Origin of the sequence: Streptomyces sp. 13-12-16, assembly GCF_002114215.1 — a bacterium.
Taxonomy (GTDB): Bacteria; Actinomycetota; Actinomycetes; order Streptomycetales; family Streptomycetaceae; genus Streptomyces.
Genome location: NZ_NCTE01000007.1, coordinates 1 through 4,564, shown reverse-complemented (window position 1 = coordinate 4,564; position 4,564 = coordinate 1). Strand labels below are relative to the sequence as shown.

4 protein-coding genes are annotated in these 4,564 nt (G+C 71.9%); all 4 read right to left on the bottom strand.

Annotation, left to right across the window (positions count from 1 at the left end):
* Window positions 1-28: 28 nt before the first annotated feature.
* Complete coding sequence (locus B7767_RS00305) at window positions 29-1,099, bottom strand: lytic polysaccharide monooxygenase (protein WP_085570288.1); 1,071 nt, start codon at window positions 1,097-1,099, stop codon at window positions 29-31.
* 192 nt (window positions 1,100-1,291) lie between these two features.
* Window positions 1,292-2,419, bottom strand: a complete 1,128-nt coding sequence (locus tag B7767_RS00300) for a cellulose binding domain-containing protein (RefSeq protein WP_085570287.1) — start codon at window positions 2,417-2,419, stop codon at window positions 1,292-1,294.
* Between the two features lie 278 nt (window positions 2,420-2,697).
* On the bottom strand, window positions 2,698-3,720 hold the full coding sequence (locus B7767_RS00295) for a LacI family DNA-binding transcriptional regulator (protein ID WP_085570289.1): 1,023 nt from the start codon (window positions 3,718-3,720) through the stop codon (window positions 2,698-2,700).
* A gap of 178 nt (window positions 3,721-3,898) precedes the next feature.
* Window positions 3,899-4,342: a glutaredoxin domain-containing protein gene (locus B7767_RS00290; protein WP_085570286.1), complete on the bottom strand. Its 444-nt coding sequence runs from the start codon at window positions 4,340-4,342 to the stop codon at window positions 3,899-3,901.
* Between the last annotated feature and the right edge of the window lie 222 nt (window positions 4,343-4,564).

The following is a 4,564-nucleotide window of genomic DNA, read 5'->3' as shown; positions in this document are numbered from 1 at the left end:
GGGTGCCGGTGCCGTCCGCCGGGGCCGGCTACGGTGTCACGCAGCCGATCGTGCCCGCCGGGAGGTCATTGCCCGACGACGTGGCCGTGAAGCCGAACGTCACGCTTCCGTCGGGGTTGACCACTCGGTTGTGATCGACGTTCCGCACCGTCACCGTGCCGTCGGAGCCCTTGGTCAGGGAGCCGTTCCACGCGCTGCCGATCGTGGTCCCGGCGCCGGGCTTCCACTGCACGGCCCAGCCGTTGAGCGGTGACGTCCCGTGGTTCATCACCTCGACGGAGCCCTGGAAGCCGCCGCTCCAGGAGTTCACCACCTCGTAGACGGCCATGCAGGAACCGGTGTGCGGCGGGGGGTCCGTCGGGTCCGGGTCCGGCGTGCCACCGGAGTCGCCGATGCCGGTCACCTCGCCGTTGCCGCCGTCGAAGACGACGTCGGAGCAGGAGAAGAAGTTCTCCTGGCTGTCCGAACGCACCCACTGCATGAAGATCAGCGCGTCCCCGGAGCGGCCGGAGGGCAGCTTGAGATCCCAGTAGTAGTGGCCCCCGTTGGCGCCGGCCGAGCCCTGCTGGGGCGGGTTGGTGACGGTCTGGATGAGCTCCAGGTCGTTCCAGCCGAGCTGGGACGTGGGCGACCAGCCGGGCTTGGTGAGGTAGACCCGGAAGTCACCGGGATGGGCGGCCCAGTTGCTGTACTGCACCTTGACCGTCGCTCCGGACGTCAGATGCGTCCGGGGCCAGTCCGCGCGGGCCGCGTTGTAGGCGGAGAAGTCGTACGGGGAGCGGTCACCGGCGCTGCAGAGCGTCCCGTCCGGCACATAGCCGGCGCCCCGCCCGCCCGCTCTGGAGTCGAGGACGGCGAACCAGTTGTACAGCGCCGTCGAGCCGCTCCGGTTCAGCGCGTCCCGGCACGCCGGGTTGCTCGGGTCCAGCCCGCCGGTGCCGGTGAGGGCGTCCAGCTGGCAGAGGTAGGTGCGCGATCCGGGCATCATCGCCACGCCGTGCGCCCGCGCGTCGTCCTGCCAGAGGAAGCTCAGGCCGAGCCCTCCGAGGAGGGTGGCCAGTACTGCTGCCAGGGAGACGAATCTCCGTCGTAAGAGCATGGGGATCTCCTGTGCCGGTAGTGGATGGGTCGGGGAGTGGCGGGAGGTGGAAGCCCCGCCCGTCGGGGAGGGGCGTCAACCGGACGGGCGGGGAGTTCGAGGGACGGGCCCCGGGGCCCGTCCTGTCGGCGCAGGAAGGAGGAGCGGGCCCCGGGTCGGGGGACACGGCGGGTGTGCGGCCCGCCGGTCGGGTCAGGCGGCCGTGCAGGCGGTGCCGTTCAGGCTGAATCCGTTCGGCCGGGCGAAGGTGCCGCTGTAGGTTCCCTGGAAGCCGAAGCTCTGGCTTCCGCCGGGCGCGATCCGCGCGTTGCCGCCGAGCCCGCTCGCCGTGACCGCGCCCGAGGAGGGACTGACGGACGCGTTCCAGGCGTTGGTGACGCGCTGCCCGGAGGGCAGGGTGAAGGCGAGCTTCCACCCCTCGACGGCGGACGAACCGGTGTTCCTCACGGTGACGTCGGCGGTGAAGCCGCCCGGCCAGACGTTCGTGGCGTACGACACGGTGCACGCCGCCGGGCCACCGGGTTCCCCGGGGTTGCCGCCGCCGGTGTTGACGGTGGAGGAGAAGGAGTTCACCGCGAGCCCGGCGCCGTTCTGCCAGGGCTCGAAGCCGGCCTGGACGCTCGTCAGGTACCAGTCGTTCTGTGCCATTCCACGGGCGACGGTCTCCTCGACGAAGTCCATCACGTCGAAGCTCCAGCTGCTGATCGCCGACGGCGCGACGAACGACAGCACGTCGTTGGAGCCGTTCCCGCCCGACCACACCTGCCAGGTGCGCCCGCCCACGGTGGCCGTGCCGACCTGGGAGCCGATCGGCTGGATCGGGCCCACCTTGTTCAGCCAGATCATGATCTCGGTCCGGTTCACGCCGTCGGTCCGGGGCGTCGGGTCCAGCCAGATGTCGTACGAGGCGTTGTACACGGCGTCGCTGACATAGCCGTACGAGATGCTGCTGGGCGCGCTGGAGATCGAGCTGATCCGCGCGGGGAGGGCGGTTCCCGGCGAGCAGTTGGTGTAGTGGCAGCCGTTGAAGACCGACGGGTACGACTTCGGGGCGCCGTTGGTGGGCACCGAGCCGTCGGCCTGGGTGAGGCGGAACCCGGTGTCCGTCGCGGTGACGCACTGGGTGGCGCTGGTGCCCCAGCGGTTGTTCTGGACGACGTAGCGCCCCTGGATGGTGGTCGAACCGTACTGTTCGCAGATCGTGGTGTCGGCCTGGGCCGGCGCTGTCGCGGTCACCAGCGCCGCGACCACGGCGAGAGCGGTGAGGAGCGTCGCGAACAGGCCGCGCAGGGCCCGGGTGTGGTGCGGTAACCGTCGCATGCGGGGGCCTCTCCAAGAGGGTGCGGGGGCGACCGGGAGGGAGCGCTCCCCTCTCCCCATTGATGGGAGCGCTCCCATTGGTGTTTCGGAACGGGACTGTAGGAGCTACCCATGTCCCTGACAAGGCTGTGCGCGGGAAACTGTCGAATTAAATTCGAAGACGCAGGTCAGAGAGTTGATCCACAAGGGGCGTCCGCCTCGGGAGCGCTCCCGAAACATTCGATGACGCCGTGCCCCGTGGGGCTCGTGGGGAAGTCGTGGGGAAGGGGGAGGGCGGGTCAGGCGGAGCCGCGCAGCACCAGTTCCGTGCGGAGGATGACGTGCCGCCAGGCCACCTCCGGCTCCTCCATCTCCTCCAGGAGCAGCCGCACCATCGTCCGGCCGATCTCCTCCAGCGGCTGGCGCACCGTCGTCAGCGTCGGAGCGGTGTGCTGGGCGAGCGGGAAGTCGTCGAACCCGATCACCGCGACGTCCTCCGGCACCCGGCGTCCCGCCGCGCGCAGGGTGTCGAGCGCGCCCGCGGCCATGGTGTCCGACGCGGCGAACAGACCGTCGATCTCCGGGGCACGCTCGATGAGTTCGGCCATCGCCCGGCGTCCGCTGTCCGCCGAGAAGTCCCCCTCGACGGTCCAGGCCGACCTGCTCTCGGCGCCCGCCCGCTCCAGTGCCTCGCGGTAACCGCGCAGCCGGCACTGGGCCACGTACATGTCGAGCGGCCCGGTGATGGTCGCGATCGAGCGGCGGCCGAGACCCAGCAGGTGCGCCACCGCGCCGCGGGCGCCGCCGGTGTTGTCCGCGTCGACGTAGGTCACGCTCTCCTCGCCCGAGCGCCGCCCCAGCAGGACGGTGGGCAGCCCCACTTCGGCCAGCATGTCGGGCAACGCGTCCTCGGCGTGCACGGACATCAGCATCACACCGTCGACCCGGCCGCCGCGTGCGTACTCCACGAGGCGCTGCCGCTCGGCGTCCGTACGCACCAGGGTGAGCAGCAGCTGCACCTTGGTGTCGGTCAGCGCGTCGCCGACGGAGCGGACGATCTCCGAGAAGAACGGCTCACCGAACTGCCGCCAGTCCGGCTCCGTCATGACCAGCGCGACGGCGTCGGCACGCCGGCCCGCCAGCGAACGGGCCGCCAGGTTGGGGACGTACCCCAGCTCGGCGATGGCGCGCTGCACGGCACGGCGCGTCGAATCCTTCACGCCCGCCGCGTCGTTGACGACGCGGGAGACGGTGCCCCGCCCCACACCGGCGAGCGCGGCCACCTCCTCCAGCGTCGGTGTACCGGGACGCTGCCTGCGCATGACCACCCCCACGAGATCACTAGATCTTACGGCCACCGGGCACCGGAACGGCGGTTCTTGGCACACGCTTCACACCTGGACGGCGACCGGCTGGTGGACAGCCGCGCCCGCGCCCCGGCCGGCCGGGGAGAGGAACGGGCACTCCCGGGTCCGGTACTTGCGGTACCGCTCCGGCTTCCTACGGCGCGGACGGAGGGGAGAGCTGCTCGCGGACCCACGCGGGATCCGGGTTGACGTGCGGCCGGCCCCCGACGACGACCGTCGGCACGGTCTCGTCACCGTCGTTGGCCGCCCTCACCGCTGCCGCTCCGTCCGGGTCACGCCAGATGTCCACCCAGTGCAACCGCCCGGCGGCCCGGCCCAGTCGGACGCGCAGCCGCAGGCAGTACATGCAGCCGGGCCGCCAGAAGACGACCGGCCGGCCGTCGACCGCGCTGCGGCGTCGTGCCTCCGAAGCGCCGATCGACCTCGGGAAGAAAAGGGGCGAGTTCAGGCCCGCGAACGCCGACAGAGCCAGCAGAAGGGCCATGGCCGCACCGGGACGGCCGGCGAGGACCAGCCCGGCCGCGGCGACCGAGCCGCAGAGCACCGACAACACCGGCAGGACCCACACGCGCATCATGAGGACGCAGGTTACCGGGGCATCCGCGGACACCACCGCCGCGGCCCGGCCACGGCGCCGGAACCCGTACCGGCGGAAACCGCCGTCCGCCGGACCGGGAGGGCGGCCCCGGCCCGGAGCCGCCCTCGCCGGCGGAGGCGGTACGTCAGGACGGCGTACGGCGTGTCCCCGGCGCCGGTTCCTCCCGGGCGACCGGACGCGGCACGCCGGAGCGGGCGTCCG

Excerpts from the sequence above, each read along its gene's own strand:
- B7767_RS00305 (WP_085570288.1), bottom strand. The coding sequence starts at position 1,099 with ATGCTCTTACGACGGAGATTCGTCTCCCTGGCAGCAGTACTGGCCACC.
- B7767_RS00300 (WP_085570287.1), bottom strand. The coding sequence starts at position 2,419 with ATGCGACGGTTACCGCACCACACCCGGGCCCTGCGCGGCCTGTTCGCG.
- B7767_RS00295 (WP_085570289.1), bottom strand. The coding sequence starts at position 3,720 with ATGCGCAGGCAGCGTCCCGGTACACCGACGCTGGAGGAGGTGGCCGCG.
- B7767_RS00290 (WP_085570286.1), bottom strand. The coding sequence starts at position 4,342 with ATGATGCGCGTGTGGGTCCTGCCGGTGTTGTCGGTGCTCTGCGGCTCG.